The organism is Streptomyces sp. NPDC050549 (assembly GCF_040655035.1).
GTDB lineage: Bacteria > Actinomycetota > Actinomycetes > Streptomycetales > Streptomycetaceae > Streptomyces.
The window spans coordinates 52,221-72,603 of record NZ_JBFAJD010000008.1; the positions used below are offsets into that span (position 1 = coordinate 52,221).

Annotated in this window: 21 protein-coding genes; 14 read left to right on the forward strand and 7 right to left on the reverse strand. The window is 71.0% G+C overall.

What is annotated here, in order from left to right; all coding sequences use genetic code 11:
* Positions 1-1,065: a hypothetical protein gene (locus AB0I51_RS14245; protein WP_362974776.1), complete on the reverse strand. Its 1,065-nt coding sequence runs from the start codon at positions 1,063-1,065 to the stop codon at positions 1-3.
* Between the two features lie 149 nt (positions 1,066-1,214).
* Between AB0I51_RS14245 and AB0I51_RS14250 the strand changes: the two genes are divergently transcribed.
* From AB0I51_RS14250 to AB0I51_RS14280, 7 genes are all read left to right on the forward strand, one after another.
* The gene (locus tag AB0I51_RS14250; RefSeq protein WP_362974778.1) at positions 1,215-1,586 is read left to right on the forward strand and encodes a holo-ACP synthase; all 372 of its coding nucleotides are present in this window, start codon (positions 1,215-1,217) and stop codon (positions 1,584-1,586) included.
* A gap of 58 nt (positions 1,587-1,644) precedes the next feature.
* Positions 1,645-3,081 carry an NAD(P)H-hydrate dehydratase gene (locus AB0I51_RS14255; RefSeq protein WP_362974780.1) on the forward strand — a complete coding sequence of 479 codons (1,437 nt, stop codon included), beginning with the start codon at positions 1,645-1,647 and terminating at the stop codon, positions 3,079-3,081.
* A gap of 98 nt (positions 3,082-3,179) precedes the next feature.
* Positions 3,180-4,076, forward strand: coding sequence for a L,D-transpeptidase family protein (locus AB0I51_RS14260; protein ID WP_362974782.1), 897 nt, complete (start codon positions 3,180-3,182; stop codon positions 4,074-4,076).
* 46 nt (positions 4,077-4,122) lie between these two features.
* Positions 4,123-5,370, forward strand: coding sequence for an alanine racemase (gene alr / locus AB0I51_RS14265; RefSeq protein ID WP_362974784.1), 1,248 nt, complete (start codon positions 4,123-4,125; stop codon positions 5,368-5,370).
* A complete protein-coding gene (locus tag AB0I51_RS14270) occupies positions 5,367-6,605 on the forward strand; it encodes an alpha/beta hydrolase (RefSeq protein WP_362974786.1) in 1,239 nt (412 codons plus the stop codon). Before alr ends, AB0I51_RS14270 begins: the two co-directional genes overlap by 4 nt.
* Positions 6,571-7,092: a tRNA (adenosine(37)-N6)-threonylcarbamoyltransferase complex ATPase subunit type 1 TsaE gene (gene tsaE / locus AB0I51_RS14275; protein ID WP_362974788.1), complete on the forward strand. Its 522-nt coding sequence runs from the start codon at positions 6,571-6,573 to the stop codon at positions 7,090-7,092. Before AB0I51_RS14270 ends, tsaE begins: the two co-directional genes overlap by 35 nt.
* Positions 7,093-7,231: 139 nt before the next feature.
* On the forward strand, positions 7,232-7,390 hold the full coding sequence (locus tag AB0I51_RS14280) for a hypothetical protein (protein ID WP_362974790.1): 159 nt from the start codon (positions 7,232-7,234) through the stop codon (positions 7,388-7,390).
* Positions 7,391-7,462: 72 nt separating this feature from the next.
* Here AB0I51_RS14280 and AB0I51_RS14285 read toward each other — a convergent pair whose 3' ends face one another.
* Complete coding sequence (locus AB0I51_RS14285) at positions 7,463-8,020, reverse strand: hypothetical protein (protein WP_362974792.1); 558 nt, start codon at positions 8,018-8,020, stop codon at positions 7,463-7,465.
* A 120-nt stretch (positions 8,021-8,140) separates the two neighbouring features.
* On the opposite strand from AB0I51_RS14285, the gene tsaB reads away from it, so the two are divergent.
* Genes tsaB through AB0I51_RS14305 form a run of 4 tightly spaced genes read left to right on the forward strand, consistent with a single transcriptional unit; the run spans position 8,141 to position 10,698 of the window.
* Complete coding sequence (gene tsaB, locus AB0I51_RS14290) at positions 8,141-8,794, forward strand: tRNA (adenosine(37)-N6)-threonylcarbamoyltransferase complex dimerization subunit type 1 TsaB (protein ID WP_362974794.1); 654 nt, start codon at positions 8,141-8,143, stop codon at positions 8,792-8,794.
* Positions 8,791-9,366, forward strand: a complete 576-nt coding sequence (locus tag AB0I51_RS14295) for a GNAT family N-acetyltransferase (protein ID WP_362974796.1) — start codon at positions 8,791-8,793, stop codon at positions 9,364-9,366. The genes tsaB and AB0I51_RS14295 overlap by 4 nt, the downstream gene beginning before the upstream one ends.
* Positions 9,359-10,444, forward strand: coding sequence for a tRNA (adenosine(37)-N6)-threonylcarbamoyltransferase complex transferase subunit TsaD (gene tsaD / locus AB0I51_RS14300; protein WP_362974798.1), 1,086 nt, complete (start codon positions 9,359-9,361; stop codon positions 10,442-10,444). The genes AB0I51_RS14295 and tsaD overlap by 8 nt, the downstream gene beginning before the upstream one ends.
* Positions 10,441-10,698 (forward strand): hypothetical protein, encoded by a 258-nt coding sequence (locus tag AB0I51_RS14305; protein ID WP_362974800.1) that lies wholly within the window; start codon positions 10,441-10,443, stop codon positions 10,696-10,698. Before tsaD ends, AB0I51_RS14305 begins: the two co-directional genes overlap by 4 nt.
* Here AB0I51_RS14305 and AB0I51_RS14310 read toward each other — a convergent pair.
* The 5 genes from AB0I51_RS14310 to AB0I51_RS14330 are packed head-to-tail and all read right to left on the reverse strand — an operon-like array spanning position 10,649 to position 16,615.
* Positions 10,649-11,206 (reverse strand): hypothetical protein, encoded by a 558-nt coding sequence (locus AB0I51_RS14310; protein ID WP_362974802.1) that lies wholly within the window; start codon positions 11,204-11,206, stop codon positions 10,649-10,651. The genes AB0I51_RS14305 and AB0I51_RS14310 overlap by 50 nt on opposite strands.
* Positions 11,203-13,509 carry a glycoside hydrolase family 3 N-terminal domain-containing protein gene (locus AB0I51_RS14315; protein WP_362974804.1) on the reverse strand — a complete coding sequence of 769 codons (2,307 nt, stop codon included), beginning with the start codon at positions 13,507-13,509 and terminating at the stop codon, positions 11,203-11,205. The genes AB0I51_RS14310 and AB0I51_RS14315 overlap by 4 nt, the downstream gene beginning before the upstream one ends.
* A 34-nt stretch (positions 13,510-13,543) precedes the next feature.
* Positions 13,544-14,395 carry a carbohydrate ABC transporter permease gene (locus AB0I51_RS14320; protein ID WP_362974806.1) on the reverse strand — a complete coding sequence of 284 codons (852 nt, stop codon included), beginning with the start codon at positions 14,393-14,395 and terminating at the stop codon, positions 13,544-13,546.
* A 52-nt stretch (positions 14,396-14,447) separates the two neighbouring features.
* Entirely contained in the window at positions 14,448-15,314 is an 867-nt protein-coding gene (locus AB0I51_RS14325; RefSeq protein WP_362974808.1) for a sugar ABC transporter permease, read from the reverse strand.
* Positions 15,311-16,615 carry an extracellular solute-binding protein gene (locus AB0I51_RS14330; RefSeq protein WP_362974810.1) on the reverse strand — a complete coding sequence of 435 codons (1,305 nt, stop codon included), beginning with the start codon at positions 16,613-16,615 and terminating at the stop codon, positions 15,311-15,313. Before AB0I51_RS14330 ends, AB0I51_RS14325 begins: the two co-directional genes overlap by 4 nt.
* Positions 16,616-16,720: 105 nt before the next feature.
* Between AB0I51_RS14330 and AB0I51_RS14335 the strand changes: the two genes are divergently transcribed.
* From AB0I51_RS14335 to AB0I51_RS14345, 3 genes are all read left to right on the forward strand, one after another.
* Positions 16,721-17,758 carry a LacI family DNA-binding transcriptional regulator gene (locus tag AB0I51_RS14335; protein WP_362974812.1) on the forward strand — a complete coding sequence of 346 codons (1,038 nt, stop codon included), beginning with the start codon at positions 16,721-16,723 and terminating at the stop codon, positions 17,756-17,758.
* Between the two features lie 101 nt (positions 17,759-17,859).
* A complete protein-coding gene (locus tag AB0I51_RS14340; protein ID WP_362974814.1) occupies positions 17,860-19,203 on the forward strand; it encodes an endo-1,4-beta-xylanase in 1,344 nt (447 codons plus the stop codon).
* A 123-nt stretch (positions 19,204-19,326) separates the two neighbouring features.
* Positions 19,327-20,379, forward strand: coding sequence for an LCP family protein (locus AB0I51_RS14345; RefSeq protein WP_362974816.1), 1,053 nt, complete (start codon positions 19,327-19,329; stop codon positions 20,377-20,379).
* Positions 20,380-20,383: the final 4 nt, after the last annotated feature.

Genomic DNA, 20,383 nt, shown 5'->3' on the forward strand with positions numbered 1-20,383 from the left:
CTAGTCGCTGTTGTCGATGCTCCACGCCCGGAACGCGCCCTTGGTGATGCGCCCCAGAAGGGTGTTGAAGTCGGCCTTGACGGCTTCCGGGGTCTTCTCCGGGGGGAACAGGGGCTTGATGGGGTGCCGTTGCTCCGAGAGGTCGTCGGCGAGGCGGGACTTGTAGGCGTTGTACACGGACGCGATGTCCTGGCGGATCGCCGGGCCCTCGCTGTTGCCCAGGACGGGCATTCCGCGCAGGCGGTTGTCGTTCGTCGCGGCGATCGAGGCCACGTCCATGAGGAAGCAGTCGATGAGGTCGGTGACGTCCTGTTCCCGGGCGCCCGGCGCCTTGTTGCGCGCGTCCCGCAGCAGCAGGTCGGCCATCTCCAGGGTGAGGTCGCGGTAGATGGTGTACCGCGGGCTCCCGGGGATGGCGCCGAGCACATGGTCGGCCTGCTTGGCGGCGTCGGTGTTCATCGAGGCGAATCCGTCGGGATGCGGCTTGTCCTCAAGGCCCGGCACCGGGAAGGGCACGCTTCGGAAGGCATCCTCCTCGTCGCGCATGTTGGGGGCGGCGGCCGCCATCGGATGGATGCCGAACTCGTGGCAGAGCATGCCCACGATGTAGCCGATGTCGTAGTTCTCCAGGTAGTAGGCCGCCATCGTCACGAAGACGCCGTCGGCCCCCTTGTCGACGACGTCCGCCGGGGCCTGTGACGTCCGCTTCTCCAGCGTGATCCGGCAGGTCCGGCCGTTGAGGAAGGACTTGATCGCCGTGTTGGCGGACAGGAGTTCCAGCACCCGGGTGGCCTTGCCCTGCGATTCCGGGAACTTGAGGGACACGTTGGTGAACGAGATGTTCCCGTTCAGCAGCTTGTTCCGCTGGACCACCGGCGCCCGCTGCACGGCCGGTGCGGGGCGCCCCTCCTGGCCGAGCATCCGTGCGACGTTGGCGTTGCCCGCCCTCGACTGGAGCGACAGCAACTCGTGGGCGGGCCGGGTGGCGGTGTCGGCTGTGGGTCCGCTCAGCGGGGCACGCCGGGATACGGCGTCCCGCGCGCGGGCTTCGTCTCGGGCGTGCACGTCCTCACCTCTGGCCTGGAGTCGCGATCTTCGTTGTCTACAGGCTGACCGGGCGCCCCCGCGAGGTACTCAGGGGCAACGAACCCGCGCCGGAAAACCGCTTCGCCTGCCCGCAAGGGCAGGACCGGTGCCGCCGTAGGGTGCTCGGCATGAGCATCATCGGGGTTGGTATCGACGTGGCCGAGATCGACCGGTTCGCGGCGTCGCTGGCGCGTACGCCCGGGATGGCCCGACGCCTCTTCCTGGACAGCGAGTTGCTGCTGCCGAGCGGGGAGCGCCGGGGGGCCGCCTCCCTCGCCGCCCGCTTCGCCGCGAAGGAGGCCCTGGCGAAGGCGCTGGGCGCGCCGGCCGGGCTGCACTGGACGGACGCCGAGGTCTACGTCGAGGACAGCGGGCGGCCCCGGCTGCGGGTGACGGGCACGGTCGCCGCGCGGGCGGCCGAACTGGGCGTCCGCTCCTGGCACGTGTCGTTGAGCCATGACGCGGGGGTGGCTTCGGCGGTGGTGATCGCGGAGGGGTGACGGGGAACCCGGTCCGCCCGGGTGCGTGCCACACCCCTCCCGGGGCAGACTCGACCGCATGCGTACTGCGTACAGCGTGGAGACGGTAAGGGCGGCCGAACGGCGGCTGATGGCACGGCTTCCCGAGGGCGCCCTGATGCAGCGTGCCGCGGCCGGACTGGCCGTCGCCTGCGCCCAGTTGACGGGCCGGGTCTACGGCAGCCGGGTGGCGCTGCTGGTCGGCAGCGGGGACAACGGCGGTGACGCGCTCTACGCGGGGGCACGGCTGGCCCGGCGCGGGGCGGCCGTCACGGCGGTCCTGCTCGCGCCCGACCGCACCCACGCGCGCGGGCTCGCGGCACTGCTCCGCGCGGGTGGTCGTACCGTGTCGCCGGACGCAGCCGAGGAACCGGTCCTGCGCGCCGATCTCGTCCTCGACGGCATCGTCGGGATCGGCGGCCGGGGCGGGCTGCGGCCGGACGCCGCGCGGCTCGCGACCCTCGCCCGGGACTCCCGGGGTGTCGTCGTCGCCGTCGATCTGCCGAGCGGCGTCGAGGCGGACACCGGCGAGGTGCGGGGCGCCGCGGTCCGGGCCGACCTCACCGTCACCTTCGGCACCCACAAGCCGGGGCTGCTGATCGACCCCGCGCGCGAGTACGCCGGTTCCCTACGGTTCGTCGACATCGGACTCGGCGCCGAACTGCCCGCCGAACCCGAGCTGGAGGCCCTGCAGCACGCGGACGTGGCGGCGCTGCTGCCCGTGCCGGACGCCGAGAGCGACAAGTACCGGCGCGGAGTCGTGGGCATCGCCGCCGGGTCCGGGCGCTACCCGGGCGCGGCCGTGCTCGCCGTCGCCGGGGCGCTGCGGGGCGGCGCGGGGGCCGTACGGTACGTCGGTCCGGCCGCGGACGCGGTGATCGCGAGGTTCCCGGAGACCCTGGTGTCGGACCGGGGGCCGTCCAAGGCGGGGCGGGTGCAGGCGTGGGTCGTCGGGCCGGGGGCGGGCGACGACGCGGCGACCGTGGCGGAGGTGGTGACGGCCGACGTGCCGGTGCTCATCGACGCGGACGGGCTGCGGCTGGCGGACCCGGATGCCGTACGGGCGCGTACGGCGCCGACGCTGATGACCCCCCACGCGGGGGAGGCCGCCGCGCTCCTCGGGGTCCCGCGCGCGGAGGTCGAGGCGGCCCGGCTCTCGTCGGTGCGGGAGCTGGCGCGGCGGTACGGGGCGATCGTGCTGCTCAAGGGCTCGACGACGTTGGTCGCCGACTCCGGGGGCGGTGCGGTGCGGGTCAATCCGACGGGCACCGGCTGGCTGGCCACGGCGGGCAGCGGGGACGTGCTGTCGGGGCTCGCGGGCTCGTTGCTGGCGGCGGGGCTGCCGGCGTTCGACGCGGGCAGCGTGGGGGCGTATCTGCACGGTCTCGCGGGGCGGCTGGCGGCGGACGGGGCGCCGGTGGGGGCGCACGACGTGGCGGAGGCGGTGCGGACGGCGTGGCGGGACGTGCGTGACTGAGAACGCCGGCCGGGCCGGTACACCGAACGCTCGCCAATAAGGGTGACCCCTCCGCGCGGCACCCGCTCACCGCCGGGGTACCGCGTTTCTCTGATCGCATGATCAGTACACGAATCGCGCACAGAAGCATCGCGGTGCTGCTCACCGCGGTGATCGTCCTCCCTGTCGGGACCGGGACCGCCTGGGCCGACGGGCCCGGGCCGGCACCCGGGCCCGGCGAGACCGAACTCGTGCCGGGCGTGCCCCCGGGGCCGTATCAGCCCTGGCAGATCGACACACCCGACCAGGCCCTCGTACCGAAGGTGTACACGCCGACCGCCGAGGAGGACCGGGTCGAGCCGAGGGACGCGGCGCCTGGGACGTACGCGCTCGTCGAGTACGTACCGATCGGGGACGCCGTGGCGAAGGTCTCCTGCAGCAAGCAGACCGGGCCCTACCAGCGGGGCGTGGAGCGGTGGCTGAAGCTGAAGGTGGACGGTCGGCAGTCGGCCGCCGACTGCAGGGCGATCAGGGCCTTCCAGAAGAAGCAGGGCATCAAGCCCGCGATCGGCTTCGCCGGACCCGTGACCTGGGCGCGGATGCAGCTCCTCGCCGCGAAGAAGAACCCGAACGCGGCCCGGAAGTGCCCCGTCCGCTCGTACCGCGTCGCCTGTGTCGATCTCGACCGGCAGCTCACCTGGGTGCAGAAGGGCAAGAAGGTCGTCTTCGGACCGGTGCCGATGCGCAGCGGGCGCACCGGACACGTCACCCGGGGCGGCTGGCACAAGATCTACTGGAAGCACAAGAACCACTGGTCGACGCTCTACAACAGCCCGATGCCGTATGCCCAGTTCTTCGACGGCGGCATCGCCTTCCACGCCGTCTACGGCAGCATCTACACCACCACCGGCTCCTGGGGCTGCGTCAACCTCCGGCTGGCCGACGCCCGCAAGCTGTGGGGTGTGCTCAAGAAGGGCGACCGCGTCTACGTGTGGGGACATCGCCCCGGAAACTAGGCGGGCCTACGGGCTTGTCAGTCCCCTCTGAGAGACTGGGGGCGTCATGAACGAGACAGCACCTGCGCCGACCGCGCCCCTGCGTGCCCGCGCCGAGATCGACCTCGGTGCCCTGCGGGCCAATGTGCGGACCCTGCGCGCCCTCGCGCCGGGCGCCGCCCTCATGGCCGTCGTGAAGTCCGACGCGTACGGCCACGGCGCCGTGCCCTGCGCCCGCGCGGCCGTCGGGGCGGGGGCGTCCTGGCTGGGCACGGCCACCCCCGAGGAGGCACTCGACCTGCGGGCCCGCGCCGGACTGCCGGCCGGGGTACGGATCATGTGCTGGCTCTGGACACCCGGCGGACCGTGGCGCGAGGCCATCGAGGCCGACCTCGACATGTCGCTCAGCGACATGTGGGCGCTGCGGGAGGTCGTGGCAGCAGCCCGCGAAGCCGGTCTCCCCGCGCGCGTGCAGCTCAAGGCCGACACCGGACTCGGGCGCAACGGCTGCCAGCCCGGCGGCGACTGGGCCGAACTCGTCGGCGAGGCCCTGCGCGCGGAGGCCGAAGGGCTGCTCCGCGTCACCGGCCTCTGGTCCCACTTCGCCTGCGCCGACGAACCCGGGCACCCCTCCGTCGACGCCCAACTCGCCCTCTTCCGCGAGATGGTCGCGTACGCGGAAGCACAGGGCGTACGTCCCGAGGTCCGCCACATCGCCAACTCGCCCGCCACCCTCACCCGCCCCGACTCCCACTTCGACCTCGTCCGCACCGGAATCGCCGTCTACGGCGTCTCGCCCATCCCCGAGCAGGGCTCCCCGGCCGACTTCGGGCTGCGGCCGGTGATGACCCTGAAGGCGTCCGTCGCCCTGGTGAAGCAGGTACCGGGCGGCCACGGGGTCAGCTACGGCCACCACTACGTCACTCCGGGCACCACGACCCTCGGCCTCATCCCCGTCGGCTACGCGGACGGCATCCCCCGGCACGCCTCCGGCACCGGCCCGGTGCTGGTCGGCGGCAAGTGGCGCACGGTCGCGGGGCGGGTCGCCATGGACCAGTTCGTCGTGGACCTCGGAGGGGACGAGCCGGAGCCCGGGGCGGAGGCGATCCTCTTCGGCCCCGGCGACCGCGGCGAGCCCACCGCCGAGGACTGGGCACAGGCCGCGGGCACCATCGCCTACGAAATCGTCACCCGCATCGGAACGCGCGTTCCCCGCGTCTACGTCAATGAGGACGTGCTCGTCGACGAAGACGTCCCCGGGGATGAGTCGGACGACGCGGCGCAGGGCCGGGACGGGAAGAGGAGCGGGACGTGAGCGAGAGCAGTGCGGAGGCGGTCGCCGCGATCGCCTCCGCCGCCACGGGGGCGGGCGGCAACTGGCGCAAGGTGACCGGCATCGCGGGCGCCGCGATAGGCGTGATCGCCGCGGGGGCCGCGGCCGGTGTCGCCATAGAGCGGATGACGGTCGGGCGCGGTATGCGCGAGCAGGCCCGGCTCGCGCTCGACTCCACGGGACCGTACGGCTCACTGCGCGGCATCCCCGGCACGGCCGTCGCGGACGACGGCACCGAGCTGTACTACGAGGTCGACGACATCGAGCCCGAGGTCGCCGTCACGCCCAAGCGCCGCCGGCTCTTCGGACGCAAGGCGCCCGCCCCGGTCACCGTCGTCTTCAGTCACGGCTACTGCCTCAACCAGGACTCCTGGCACTTCCAGCGGGCGGCCCTGCGCGGGGTCGTACGGACGGTGCACTGGGACCAGCGCAGCCACGGCCGTTCCGCGCGCGGGGTGGCGCAGCTCGAAGACGACATGCCGCTCACCATCGACCAGTTGGGCCGCGACCTGAGGGCCGTGCTCGACGCGGCCGTGCCCGAGGGGCCGATCGTGCTCGTCGGGCACTCCATGGGCGGCATGACGGTGATGGCGCTCGCCGACCAGTACCCGGAGCTGATCCGCGACCGGGTCGTGGCCACCGCCTTCGTCGGTACGTCCTCCGGGCGGCTCGGCGAGGTCAACTTCGGGCTGCCCGTCGCCGGTGTCAACGCGGTGCGGCGGGTGCTGCCCGGTGTGCTGAAGGCGCTCGGTCAGCAGGCGGCGCTGGTGGAGCGGGGGCGGCGGGCCACCGCCGATCTGTTCACCGGGATCATCAAGCGGTACTCGTTCGCGTCCAGGGACGTCGACCCGGCGGTGGCGCGGTTTGCCGAGCGGATGATCGAGGGCACGCCCATCGACGTGGTCGCCGAGTTCTACCCGGCCTTCACCGACCACGACAAGACCGCGGCCCTCCCCCACTTCAAGGACATGCCGGTGCTCGTGCTGGCCGGGATCGGCGATCTCGTCACGCCCAGTGAGCACAGCGAGGCCATCGCCGACCTGTTGCCGGACGCCGAGCTGGTGCTCGTGCCGGACGCCGGGCACCTGGTCATGCTGGAGCACCCGGAGGTGGTCACCGACCGCCTCGCCGACCTGCTCACCCGCGCGGGTGCCGTGCCCGCAGGGGCTACCGTAAGTGGCTATGGAAGCACCAGCAGCACCGCACAACGCGGCTGAGCCCCTGTCCGTCTCGATCACCGTCAACTCCCCAGAGCAGATGGGGGAGTTGGGACGCCGCCTGGCCAAGCTGCTGCGCGCGGGCGACCTGGTGATGCTCACCGGGGAGCTCGGCGCCGGCAAGACGACGCTGACCCGGGGACTGGGGGAGGGACTCGGCGTGCGCGGCGCGGTCACCTCTCCGACGTTCGTCATCGCGCGCGTGCACCCCCCGCTCGGCGGCGGGCCGCCGCTGGTCCACGTCGACGCGTACCGCCTCAGCGGCGGGCTCGACGACATGGAGGACCTGGACCTCGACGTCTCGCTGCCCGAGTCGGTGATCGTCGTGGAGTGGGGCGAGGGCAAGGTCGAGGAGCTGACGGACGACCGGCTGGCGGTCGTCATCCACCGGGCCGTCGGAGACACCACGGACGAGGTGCGGCACGTCACCGTCACCGGGCTGGGCGAGCGCTGGGCCGCGGTTGAACTGAGCGTGCTCGGCGTCTGACCGGGAGGTGCCGGTCGTGCGGGTTCCGACAAGGTGTCGGCAAGATGTTGCGTTCGGGGTCCCGCGCGTGGTCACATGGTATCCAGTTCGTAGTTAGGTCTACCTAACTACGTCTGCCCCCAGGTCCCAGGAGGCGTCCATGTCGGCTTCGTCGGCTTCAGAGAACCAGGACCGCCCGCAGCCGTACGCGTTCGCCGGGGTGTCCATGCGCGAGCTGCTGGCGGCCGGTGAGGCGGCGAAGGCGATCTCGACCCCACCGCGTGAGGCTCCGCCGGTTGAGCCGCGCAAAGCTGCGTAGTCGTTCGGCTGCGGGGCGGTGGGGGCTGGTCGCGCAGTTCCCCGCGCCCCCTCGGGGCACGCTCCTCATCCCCTAGTGGATCACCACGACCGACTGCCCGATCGTCGCGAAGTCCCACATGGCCGTGCCGTCCTCGACCGACTCGCGGATGCCGCCGGACTTCACCGTGGGATCGGGTTCCCGGGTCGCGCCGCCGACCGCCGCGCTGAAGCCGATCGCGATCCCGTCCGTGCTGGTGAAGCGGACGACGTGCTGGATGGGGGTGCCGTCGGTGCCGGTGACCGCGTTCGAGCGGGACGTGACCCAGTAGGAGCCCAGGGTCGGATCCACCGTCCCGGGGGTGACCTCGAACGTCCGGTTGACCTTGTTGTTCTTGGCGACCAGCCACACCCGGTCGTCGTCCAGCGAGTACACGACCCGCTCGCCCTTGCCGGAGCCCGCGGGCAGCGCGCCGGGGTTCTTCCGGTCGCGGGGCGCCTTCGTGGTGGCCACCGCCGGCGGGGCGCTCGCCCGGGCCGTACTCCCCAGTCCGGGCGGGACGCTCGCCGACGCCTGATAGGCGAGGAAACCGACCGTGGCGACGGCCGCCACGGTGAGCCCGGCCACGATTCCCGAGCTGCTGCCGGCCATCGGCGCCCACCTCCGTGTCTTGTATGTCCAGTAAGTGCGGTGACTGTAGGTGACGGTAGCAGTCGGGCCGGGCCGACCGGGGCGGCCGTGCCCGGGGCGCCGGAGCCGTAGGCTGTTTGCGTGCTCTTGCTCGCTCTGGATACCGCCACCCCCGCAGTCACCGTCGCCCTGCACGACGGCGAGGCCGTCGTCGCCTCGTCGAGTCAGGTGGACGCGCGCCGCCACGGTGAGCTGCTGCTCCCGGCCGTCGACCGTGTGCTCGCCGACGCGGGGCTCAGGCTCGACGCCGTCACGGGAATCGTCGTGGGCATCGGCCCCGGCCCCTACACCGGACTGCGCGTCGGGCTGATGACCGCCGACACCTTCGGGCTCGCGCTCGGTGTGCCCGTGCACGGTGTGTGCACGCTGGACGGCCTGGCCTACGCCACCGACCTCGACGTCCCCTTCGTCGTGGCCACCGACGCGCGCCGCAAGGAGGTCTACTGGGCCCGCTACGCCGACTCCCGCACCCGGGTCACCGACCCGGCCGTGGACCGGCCCGCCGACATCGCCGACCAGGTCGCGGGAGTGCCCGCCGTCGGTGCGGGTGCCCTGCTCTACCCGGACACCTTCCCGTCCGCCCACGAGCCCGAGCACGTGTCCGCCGCCGCACTCGCCTCCCTGGCCGCCGAGAGACTCGCGGCGGGCGTGGAGCTCGCCGCGCCCCGGCCGCTCTACCTGCGCCGCCCCGACGCCCAGGTCCCCAAGAACTACAAGGTGGTCACCCCCAAGTGACCGAATCCACGAGCCCTCGACTGCGCGAGATGCGCTGGTGGGACATCGATCCCGTGCTGGAACTGGAGAAGGACCTCTTCCCCGAGGACGCCTGGTCCCGGGGCATGTTCTGGTCCGAACTGGCACACGCGCGGGGCGCCGAGGCGACCCGCCGGTACCTGGTGGCCGAGGTGACCGGTGAACAGTACGAGGGCGGTGTCCGGGTCGTCGGCTACGCGGGCCTCGCCACCACCGGCACTGCATCTGACAGCGGCTCCGCCGCGGGGGCCGACATCCAGACCATCGCCGTGGCCCGCGACCACTGGGGCACCGGCCTCGGCTCCACCCTCCTGACCGAACTCCTCAGCGCGGCAAGCGAGTTCGAGTGCGCCGAGGTCATGCTCGAATGCCGCGTCGACAACGTCCGCGCGCAGAAGCTCTACGAGCGCTTCGGCTTCGTGCCCATCGGCTTCCGGCGCGGCTACTACCAGCCGGGCAACGTCGACGCCCTGGTGATGCGCCTGACCACAGACCCCGACAGCAGCTCCGCTGCGGGGTCGACTTCCGTACAAGGAACCGACTTCAATGACTGACGAACCCCTCGTCCTCGGCATCGAGACCTCCTGCGACGAGACCGGCGTCGGCATCGTCCGCGGCCACACCCTGCTCGCGGACGCGGTCGCGTCCAGCGTCGACGAACACGCCCGCTTCGGCGGGGTCGTACCGGAGGTGGCCTCCCGCGCCCACCTGGAGGCGATGGTCCCCACGATCCAGCGCGCCCTGAAGGACGCGGGTGTCAGCGCCGGCGACCTCGACGGCATCGCGGTCACGGCGGGCCCCGGGCTCGCGGGCGCGCTGCTGGTGGGCGTCTCGGCGGCCAAGGCGTACGCCTACGCGCTGGGCAAGCCGCTCTACGGCGTGAACCACCTGGCCTCCCACATCTGCGTGGACCAGCTCGAACACGGCGCGCTGCCGGAGCCGACGATGGCGCTGCTGGTGTCCGGCGGCCACTCCTCGCTCCTCCTCTCCTCGGACATCACCTCGGACGTACGGCCGCTGGGCGCGACGATCGACGACGCGGCGGGCGAGGCCTTCGACAAGATCGCGCGTGTGCTGAACCTCGGCTTCCCGGGCGGGCCGGTCATCGACCGGTACGCGAAGGAGGGCGACCCCACGGCGATCACCTTCCCGCGCGGACTGACCGGGCCGCGCGACCCGGCGTACGACTTCTCCTTCTCCGGGCTCAAGACGTCCGTGGCCCGCTGGATCGAGGCGAAGCGGGCGGCCGGGGAGGACGTGCCGGTGCGCGATGTGTCGGCGTCCTTCCAGGAGGCGGTCGTCGACGTCCTCACCCGCAAGGCCGTACGGGCCTGCAAGGACGAGGGCGTCGACCACCTGATGATCGGCGGCGGAGTCGCCGCGAACTCCCGCCTGCGGGCCCTGGCGGCGGAGCGCTGCGAGGCCGCCGGCATCCGCCTCCGCGTGCCGCGTCCCAAGCTGTGCACGGACAACGGCGCGATGGTCGCTGCGCTCGGCGCGGAGATGGTGGCCCGCAACCGGGCCGCCTCGGACTGGGACCTGTCGGCGGACTCCTCGCTGCCGGTCACGGAGACTCACGTCCCCGGTCACGACCATGTGCACGAGGCCAGCAAGGAGAACCTGTACTCGTGAGGGTCGCGTTGATGTGGGAGGCGAAGGCGGCCGAGGGGCGGGGCGAGGAACTCCTGTCCTGGGCACGGGCCCAGCGACTCGCGGCCGAACCCCTGCGCCGGGAGTTCCTCCGCGCCCCCCGGGACCGCGTCCTCGTCATCACGTGGTGGGACGCGGACTACGACACCGAGCTGCCCGAACTCCCTGAGCCGGATGAGGACTTGGTCATGCGGGCGGTGCATCGGTGGCGGTTCGAGTCGGTGGGAGAGGGCTGAGGGGGGAGTACGACAGCCGTGACGGCTCCTCCTTGTCGTGGCCCAGCCACAGAAGCCGCCCGTGCCCGCGCTCCCAGCGGGCGCCGACGGCGGCCTTGGCCAGCCAGTCCAGCGCCATCACCAGAGGGACCACGAGCACCCAGGTGAACCCGAGCACGCCCACGACCAGGTTCGGCAACAGGAACAGCAGAAGCCTGCCGAGGCCGAACGGACGCCGGGCCGGGGCCGGTTCAGGGCCCGACAGCGGGACCGCGTCCTCGAAGTTCGCCACCTCGCCGACCCACTTGAGGCGTGTTCCCCGCACCAAGGTCACGAGCGTGAGGAACACGACCGCGAAGACGGCCACCTTCCCCACCGGGCCGGCCCGCAGTACCGACGTGTCGTGCACGCCGACCGCCACCGCCGCCCCCATCCCGGTGCCGGCCAACAATGCCAGAGCGGCCGTCAGTTCGGTGTGTACGTACCTGACCATCGCATCCCCCGTGTCTCCGGCGCGGGGGTCGCTCACCTCACCCCCGACACCTCCGTCTCGCACCGCAGCCGCCGGTCGATGCCGAGCACTCTCACAGGTCCCGTGAGATTCAGCCGCGCGGTGTGCCGTACGTCCGTGCTGGACGCCGACAACCGTAGTTCCAGCGCCCCCGGTTCAACCACCCGGCGCCCCGAGCGGTCCGTGAACGCCGACAGGTCCGCGTGGAAGCGGAAGGTCACCCGGGACGCCTCGCCAGGCTCCAACTCCAGCCGCTGGTAGGCGATCAGGCGGACGTCCGGGCGGGTCACCGAGGCCACCGGGTCGTGCAGGTACAGCTGGACGACCTCCGCGCCCGGCCGGTCGCCGGTGTTGCGGACGGTGACCGTCAGGTCGTGGGAGCCGTTCGTGTCGATCTCCGACTCCCTTGATGCGGTGGGCTCCCACGCGAACGTCGTGTAGGAGCGGCCGTGGCCGAAGGCGTACAGCGGGGTCGGGTCGAGGTTGCTGACCTCGTCGGCCAGGCCCAGCGGAGGCTGGAGGTACGTCCACGGCTGGCCGCCCGGCACGTGCGGGACGCTCACCGGGAGGCGGCCGGAGGGGTTCACGCGGCCCGAGAGGACGCCCGTCACCGCAGGACCGCCCTCCTCACCCGGGAAGAACGCCTGGACCACCGCGCCCAGCCGACCGTGCCAACGGCCCAGCGCGTAGGGGCGGCCGGTCAGCAGGACCAGCGCCACCGGGACGCCCGTCGACACGAGCGCGTCCAGCAAGTCGGCCTGTACGCCCGGCAGCTGGAGGTCCGCCACATCGCAGCCCTCGCCCGACGTGCCGCGCCCGAACAGGCCCGCACGGTCGCCCAGCACCGCCACGCACACATCGGCCTCGGACGCCCGCGCGACCGCCTCCTCGAAACCGGTCGTGTCCGGCCCGGACACATCACAGCCCTCCGTGAACGTCACCTTGGCGTCCGGGAGTTCGGCCCGCAGCGACTCCAGCAGGGTGGGGATCTCGATGCCCATCGGCACCTCGGGGTGGTGGACGCCCACGTGGGACGGGAAGGAGTAGCAGCCCAGCATGGCGAGCGCGTCCGCCGCCCTGGGACCCACCACCGCGATCCGGGCATCCGGGGCGAGCGGCAGCAGACCGTCCGGGTTGTCCAGCAACACCACTGATTTCTCCGCCAGTTGGCGAGCCAGCGCGCGGTTCGCCGCCGAGTCGAGGTCGATCCGGCCGGTCGGCTCCGGCGCCCAGTCCTCGTCCAGCAGTCCCAACTCGCACTTCTGCAGCAGCACTCGGCGCACCGCCCGCTCGATCAGCGACTCCGGTACGTCCCCCGCCCGCACCGCCTCCACCAACGGCTTCCCGTAGCACTTCAGCGTCGGCAGCTCCACGTCGATCCCCGCCGCCAGCGCCGCGTGAGCCGCCTCCGCCGGACTGCCCGCCACCCGGTGCAGCGTCTCCAGGAAACCGATGCCGAAGTAGTCGGCGACCACCGTCCCCGTGAACTGCCAGTCCTCCCGCAGGAGTTGGGTCAGCAACGCCGGGTCCGCCGACGCCGGCACGCCGTCCGTCTCGTTGTACGCGGCCATCACCGACCGCGCGCCGCCCTCCCGCAGTGCCATCTCGAACGGCGGCAGCACCACGTCCGCGAACTCCCGCACCCCGGCCCGCACCGGCGCCAGATTCCGCGCCCCCACCGAGGACGCGTACCCCGCGAAGTGCTTCAGCGTCGCGACCACCCCGGCCGACTCAAGACCCCGCACATAGGCGGCACCGATGGTCCCCACCAGATACGGGTCCTCCCCGATCGTCTCCTCCACCCGCCCCCACCGCGGATCCCGTACGACGTCCAGGACCGGGGCGAGTCCCTGGTGGACGCCGGCCGCGCGCAGGTCGGCGCCGATATGCCGGGCCATCTCCTCGACCAGCGCCGGGTCGAAGCTCGCGCCCCAGGCCAGCGGCACCGGGTACGCCGTCGCACCCCACGCCGTGAATCCGGCGAGGCACTCCTCGTGGGCGACGGCCGGGATCCCGAAACGGCCGGCCGCCGCGATCCGGCGCTGTGCGCGGGCCAACGCCTGCGCACCCAGTTCCGGGTCCACCGGGGCCGTACCGAAGGAACGGGTGAGCTGTCCCAGCCCATGGGTGATCAGCTCGTCCCAGTCGTAGTCGGAGGTCATCTCCCGCTGCAGCGGGGCGACTCCGTCGCCGTCCGTGTCGGCGCCCACCCAGACTCCGTACAGCTGGGCGGTCTTCTCCTCCAGGGTCATCCGGGCAAGCAGGTCGTCCACGCGGGCGGCGGCGGGCAGGGCGGGGTCGCGCCAGGGGGCGGTGGTCATGAAACTCCTGTCGAGAAAGGTGAGTTGGGGAGGTTCACTTGCCGCCCACGCCCATCAGGCCGCCGACCAGGGCGCGCCGGGCCACCAGGTAGACGGCGAAGATCGGGATGCCGGAGAGGACGACCGAGGCGAGCAGCGCGGGGATGTTCACGCCGAACTGGCTTACGTAGTTGAAGAGTCCGAGGGTGAGGACCCGAGGCCCGTCGGACTGGGTGAAGATCAGCGGGAAGAGGAAGCCGTTCCAGGCCTGGAGCGCCGTGTAGATGACGACGGTGCTGATACCGCCCTTGGCCAGCGGGACGACCAGCTGGAACAGCATCCGGGTCGCCGAGGCGCCGTCGAGCGCCATCGCCTCGTACAGGTCCTCCGAGATGTCCCGCAGGGTGCCGGTCAGGATCAGCACGGAGACCGGCATCGCGAAGGCCGCGGTGGGGAGGATGACCGCCAACAGGCTGTCGTAGAGGTCGAGTTTGGCGATCATCAGGTACAGGGGGACCACCACTGCCTGGGCGGGAATGGCGACTCCCAGCAGGAACAGGCGGAAGGCCGCGCTCGACCAGACCGTGCGGGTGCGTACGGCCACGTAGGCGAGCGGCACGCACAGGACCAGGACGATTCCCACGACCGCGGCCGCCACCAGTGCCGTGTTGGCGAGGAAGTGGCCGAAGCCGTTGTGCAGGACGGTGTTGTAGTTGGCGAAGGTCGGATCGGTGGGCGGCTTCAGGGCGTTGTTGCCGAGGGCCTTGTCCTGGCGGGTGAGGGAGGCCGAGATCATCGCGTAGATGGGGACGATGACGACCGCGAGCCAGAGGAGGGAGCCGAGGCCGGCGAGGGGGTTGGGGCGTCGGATCGAGTGCCGTCGCCTTCGGGGCCGCTGCTCTTCCACGGGTTCCTCTGTCGTCTTCGCCGGACGCGGCAAGGTGTCGTGTGACACTCCGTCACATCCCTTCGCGGGTACTGCGCATCGCGCCGAAACCGGTGAGCCTGACCAGAACGAGGGACAGCGCGGTGGCGGCCACGACCAGGAAGGTCGCGATCGCGCTCGCGTAGCCGAAGTCGTAGCTCTTGAAGCCGGCCTCGTACATCAGGTACGGGAGGATCGCCGTGTCCGTGCCGGGGCCGCCCTGGGTGAGGATCAGGACGGTCTCGAAGTAGGTGAGCGAGCCGACGATCATCAGCACGCTGGAGGTCGTGGCCGTGTTGCGGAGCTGGGGCAGCGTGATCGAGAAGAACTGGCGGTAGCGGCCGGCGCCGTCGATTGCCGCCGCCTGGTAGAGGACTTCGGGGATCTGGCGGGCCCCGCCCTGGTAGATCAGCGTGTGGAAGGGGATGAACTGCCAGCCCCCGACGAACACGATCGCGAGGAACGCACCACTCGTCGAGCCGAGCGTGTCCTGGTGGATGACACCGAAGTTCGGGTCGAGCAGCGCGTAGAAGAGCAGCGCGATGGCCGTCGAGGACAGCAGGAACGGCACGAAGAAGATCGCCGAGAGGACCGCCCGGTTGCGCTGCCGCCCCGCCGCCCAGACCCCGAGCAGCAGCGACACGACCGTCTGGAACGCCCAGCTCGTCACCGTCAACAGGACCGTGACGGTGAGGGATTGGGTGAGCCGGTCGTCGTGCAGCAGCTTCTGCCAGTTGGCGAGGCCCACTGGTTTCGGGTCACCCAGGCCGTTCCACTTCGTGAAGGAGAGATAGAAGGCCAGGACCATGGGGGCGACGGCGAAGAAGACGAAGAACAGAACGCCGGGAATCGCCCACACGGCGTGCGGGCGGCCGGCTTTCGCCGCTGCGCTCTGGGTCATTTGAGCCCCTTGAGCGCGGACACGAACTGCGCCGGTGAACTCTTCCCCACGAACAGCTTGTTGATCTCCGTCAGCATCGGCGTGGACACATCCGGATCCACCGCCTGGTCCCAGCTCAACGTGAACGCGGGCGCCTGCTGCACCAGTTGGTACTGGAACTTGGCGAACTCGGGGTTGGGGGAGGAGTCGAGGAGCTTCTCCGCGTTCGACGTGGTCGGGATGTCCCCGTTGGCGACCAGGTCCTTCGCGTACGCCTCCGACGCGCAGTCCCGCAGAAACGCGATAGCCGCGTCCTTGTTGCCCGTACGGGCGTTCACGGACCAGTAGTTGGTGGGGTTGCCGACGACGTTGCGGATGTCGCCCGCCCCGCCCTCGTACTTCGGGAACGCGGCCCACCCCAGGTTGGTCTTCGCGAAGTCCGGGAACTTGCCGAGCTGCGTCGAGTACTCCCACGAGCCCATCAGATGCATCGCCGCCTTGCCCTTGGCGAAGACCGCGGGCGCGCCGCCGTTGACGTACGACACGGAGCTGAAGCCCTTGCCGAAGGCGCCGTCGTCGATGAGCTGCTTGACCGTCTCGGCGGCCTTGAGGACGGCGGGGTCGCCCCAGCCGGACGCGTCGCCGTTCTTGATCCGGTCGAAGACTTCGGGACCGCCGATCCGGTCGACCAGATACTCCAGCCACATCAGCTCGGGCCAGATGTCGGCGCCGCCGAGCGCGAACGGCGTGATGTTCGCGGCCTTCAGCTTCTTGTTGATGTCGAGCAACTCTGCCCAGGTGGTGGGCGGTTGGAGCTTCTGCGCGGCGAAGACCGACTTGTTGTAGAAGAGGATCACCGGCTGCATGCCGCGCATCGGTATGCCGTAGTTCCTGCCTTTGAGCGCGCCCGCCGCGAGCACCGAGGGCAGGAAGCCGCTCTTGAGGACCGGGTCGGACTTGATGGTGTCGGTGAGGTCGACCAGCTGGTTGGCCTCCTGGTACGCCTTGATGGAGCCGCCGCCCCAGTTGAAGAAGACGTCGGGAGCGTTCGGTGAGCCCATCGCGGTGCGCAGCTTGGCCGGGTAGTCGGTGCCGGGCACCTTCTCCAGCTTGATCCTGCCCTTGGCCTCCTTGGCCGCCGCCGACGCGTTGAACCGGGTGACCGCCTTGACCTGGACCTTGGTCGCGTCGTCGCCGTAGACGAAGGCGGTGACCGTGCTGCTGCTGCCGGTGCTGTCACTGGAGCCGCAGGCCGTGAGTCCGGTGGTGAGCAGGGTGGTGGCACCGGCGCCGAGGAACCAGCGCCTGCTGTAGGACTCCATATGGCGGCCTCTCGCGAATGTTTCGGTAAGTTATACGAATGTTCCGGGAACGTATGGCGGGACAGAAGCTTCGTCAAGAGGTCGCGCAGGGATACGATCGCGGGCATGAAACCTTCGAAAGCCGTAGAAACGCAGACCGCGACGCTCGCCGAGATCGCCCGCGAGGCCGGAGTCTCGGCTCCGACTGTTTCGAAGGTCCTCAACGGCCGTGCCGATGTGGCCCCCGCGACCCGCACCCGCGTCGAGGACCTGCTCCGCGTCTACGGCTACCGGCGCCGCCGCGCCGAGGCGACCCGCTCCCCGCTGATCGACCTGGTCTTCCACGAGTTGGAGAGCGCCTGGGCGCTGGAGGTCATCCGGGGCGTGGAGAACGTGGCGCGGGACGCCGGGCTGAGCGTGGTGCTGAGCGAGAGCGCGGGGCGGCTGACGCCCGGCCGGACCTGGGCCGACCAGGTCGCCGCCCGCCGCCCGCACGGCGTGGTCCTGGTCCTGTCCGGGCTCGACGAGTCCCAGCGGGCGCTGCTGACCAGCCGTTCCATCCCGTTCGTGGTGATGGACCCGGCGGGCGACCCGGGCGCCGACGTCCCGTCGATCGGCGCGACGAACTGGCAGGGCGGTTTGGCCGCCACCCGGCACCTGGTCGAGCTGGGCCACACCCGGATCGGCGCGATCAGCGGACCCTCCCGGATGATGTGCAGCCGCGCCCGCGTGGACGGATACCGGGCCGCGCTGGAGACGGCCGGACTGCCGGTCGACGGCTCGCTGATCCTGACCGGCGACTTCCACCACGAGGCCGGCTACCGCCTCGGCCTCGACCTGCTGCGCCGCCCGGACCGGCCGACCGCCGTCTTCGCCGGCAACGACCTCCAGGCCCTCGGCCTGTACGAGGCCGCGCGCGAACTGGGGCTGCGCATCCCGGAGGACCTGAGCGTGGTCGGCTTCGACGATCTGCCGGTCGCCCGCTGGGTCGGCCCGCCGCTGACGACCGTACGACAGCCCCTCACCGAGATGGCCGAGGCGGCGGCGAAGCTGGTGCTAGACCTCGCGCGCGAGCCGGATTCCTCGGCGGCGCGGCGGGTGGAGCTGGCGACGAGCCTGGTGGTGCGCAGCAGTACGGCTGCGCCCGCGGCCTCGGAACGGTGACCCGCGTGGCCGGAAGGTGACGTATTGACGAGTGGGGTGAGCCGCCCCACACTCCTCCGAAGCCAATCGGTTGCACAACCGAAACTTTCGGAGGCACCCGCATGAGATCTCTGAGAACCGGCTTGTCCCTGGCGGCCCTGGTCACCGGCGCCGCCCTGCTCCTCACGGCACCCGCAGCGCACGCCGCCGACACCCCGCTGCGCGACCTCGCCGCCGCGAAGGGCAAAGTCGTCGGCACGGCGGTCACCGGCTCCAAACTCACGGGCGGCTACGGCGACATCGCGGGCGCGCAGTTCAGTTCGCTCACCCCCGGCAACGCCATGAAGTGGGGGACCGTAGAGCCCACGCAGGGCAGCTTCAACTGGACCGAGGCCGACCAGATCGTCGCCTTCGCGCAGGCCCACAACCAGCAGGTACGCGGTCACACCCTGGTCTGGCACAGCCAGAACCCGAGCTGGCTGACCAACGGCACCTGGACCCCGGCCCAGCTCAGCAGCCTGCTGCAGAACCACATCAGCACCGAAGTCGGCCGCTACAAGGGCGAGATCGCTGCCTGGGACGTGGTCAACGAGCCCTTCAACGAGGACGGCACCTACCGCCCGACGCTCTGGTACAACGGCCTCGGCGCCAACTACATTGCGCAGGCGCTGACTTGGGCCCACGCGGCCGACCCGGCGGCGAAGCTGTACATCAACGACTACAACGTCGAGGGCGTCGACGCGAAGTCCACCGCCCTCTACAACCTGGTCAAGTCCCTGAAGGCGGCGGGCGTTCCGATCGACGGCGTCGGCCTCCAGGCCCACCTGATCCTCGGCCAGGTCCCGGCCACCCTCCAGCAGAACATCCAGCGCTTCGCCGACCTCGGCGTGGACGTGGCGATCACCGAACTCGACGTCCGGATGGCGCTCCCGGCGGACAGCGCGAAACTCGCCCAGCAGAAGGCCGACTTCAAGAGTGTGCTCGCGGCCTGCGTCGCGGTGACACGCTGCGTGAACGTCACCGTCTGGGGCTTCACCGACGCCGACTCCTGGGTGCCGGGCACCTTCCCGGGCTACGGGGCGGCCACGCCGTACGACGAGAACTACGTGCCGAAACCGGCGTACTACGGCATCGCGGAGGCGCTCGGCGGTACGACCACGACCCCGCCGACCGGTTCGTGCTCGGCGACGTACGGCGTGACGAGCCAGTGGAGCACCGGATTCACCGGGCAGGTGACGATCGCCTGCACCGGGACCGCGCTGTCGTCCTGGAGAGCGAGCTGGACGTACGGCGCGGGCCAGCAGATCACACAGGCCTGGAACGCCACGTGCACCCAGTCGGGGGCGGCTGTGACCTGTACGAACGCGAGCTACAACGGGACGGTCCCGGACGGCGGCTCGGTGACGTTCGGGTTCAACGCGTCCTGGAGCGGAAGCAACCCGGTACCGGTGGTGACCTTGGGATGAGGGAGGCGGGGGAGTGACGTGGGGCGTGAAGCGGGACTGAGAACCGTGAGATTTTCCGTAGAAAACCGTCCCGCGACCCTTCCCCTAACTTTCTCCTAATAATTCGGACTTACGTTCCTCCCCGTGACGGACAACGAGAACGCCGACGGGGACAGACGAGTGGGCCGGCGGTCGAGAGTGCTGAAGATCGCCGGCCTCACTCTGGCGGGCGCCCTCGTCCTTGGCGTGGCAACGGCGGGCTGGGCTTATTGGCACCTCAACAACAACATCAAGAGCGTCGACATCGACAGCGCGCTCGGGACCAACCGCCCCGCGAAGGCGGTGACCACACCCTCGGCGTCCGCCTCCGCGTCCGCCGCCCCCGTGCCGACCGGCTCGGTGAACATCCTGGTCCTCGGTTCGGACTCGCGCAGCGGCAAGGAGAACCAGGCGCTCGGCGGCGGCGACAGCTCCGGCGCCCGCTCCGACACGGCGATGGTCGTGCACATCGACGCGGGCCGTAAGAAGGCCACGATCGTCAGCATCCCGCGCGACACCCTCGTCACCCGCCCGTCCTGCCCGCTGAAGTCGGGGGGCTCGACCTCCGTGGCGTACAACGCGATGTTCAACAGCGCGTACTCGGTGGGCGGCCCGGTCTGCGCGGTCAAGACGGTCGAGTCGATCACGAACGTCCGCATGGACCACTACATAGAGATCGACTTCGCCGGTTTCGCGAAGCTGGTCAACGCGCTCGGCGGAGTCACCGTGACGACCACCGAGGACATCGACGACGACGACAGCCACCTGCATCTGAAGAAGGGCACCCACCACCTCAACGGCAAGCAGGCACTGGCCCTCGCCCGCACCCGGCACGGCATCGGCGACGGCAGCGACCTCGGCCGAATAGGCCTCCAGCAGATGCTGGTGAAGGCGCTGTTGACCCAGATCTCCTCCCACGACCTGCTCACCGACCCCGCCAAGCTCTACGAGGTCACCGACGCGATCACCGACAGCCTCACCACCGACACCGGCCTCGACTCCCTGAGCGAACTGATCAGCCTCGGCCAGAGCCTGAAGGGCCTGTCGGCGGACGCGGTCAGGACGATCACGATGCCGGTGGTCACGGCCCCGTCCGATCCGAACCGGGTGGTCGCCAAGGAGCCGGCGGCGAGTGGGTTGTGGGAGTCGCTGGGCTGAGGGC